Annotated in this window: 1 protein-coding gene; it reads left to right on the top strand. The window is 66.1% G+C overall.

Features of this window, described 5'->3' with window-relative positions; translation table 11 throughout:
• Nucleotides 1–90: 90 nt before the first annotated feature.
• On the top strand, nt 91–760 hold a 670-nt coding region (locus tag A3764_RS18465), incomplete at its 3' end, for a DUF2927 domain-containing protein (protein WP_236628244.1).

The following is a 760-nucleotide window of genomic DNA, read 5'->3' as shown; positions in this document are numbered from 1 at the left end:
CCGCTGCCACCTTCTGCCCAGCCTGCCCCTGTGGCGCTGGAACGCCCAAGACCGCGGGTCGCCCGGCCCACGTCTGAAAAGAGCGCCGCGTTGCGCAAGTACCTCGCCGAGGTTCAGACCGCCCAGAAGGTGCAGGGGCTGCTGCGTGAGGACGGAGGCGGGCCCGATACGCCCTTCACCTCGGATGTGCTGGCGCGCAATTTTGAGCAGATCGCCTTTTTCAACGAATATGACGGCAATTTCGCCGGACGCGGCGGGGCCAGCCCCCTCCGGCGCTGGCAGGTGCCCATCCATATGGAGATCATCTTCGGCGACAGCGTGCCGCCCTCCCAGCGGCAGACGGACAGCCGCGACATACGTGCCTATGCCGACCGGCTCAAACGGGTGACGGGCCATCCCATTGATCTGCATGGCAGACCGAACTTCATGGTGGTGGTCGCCTCCGAAGACGACCGGGCCGAAACGCTTGCCCAGGCCGCAGCCCGCGTCCCGGGCATTTCGCGCGCCAGCCTGCGCGCCTTTGCCGAGATGCGCAGCGATACCTATTGCGCGGTCGCGGCCTATGCCTCGGGCGGGGATCCCAACGTCTATACCGCGGCGGTGGCGGTGATCCGGACGGAAAACCCCGATCTTCTGCGGCTTTCCTGTATTCACGAAGAACTGGCGCAGGGGCTGGGGCTGGCCAACGACAGCCCTGCCGCGCGCCCCTCGATCTTCAACGATGATGACGAGTTTGCCCTGCTGACCCGGCATGATGAAC

This window comes from Sulfitobacter sp. HI0129 (assembly GCF_001635395.1).
GTDB lineage: Bacteria > Pseudomonadota > Alphaproteobacteria > Rhodobacterales > Rhodobacteraceae > Sulfitobacter.
This window is presented reverse-complemented; position numbering and strand designations above follow the sequence as displayed.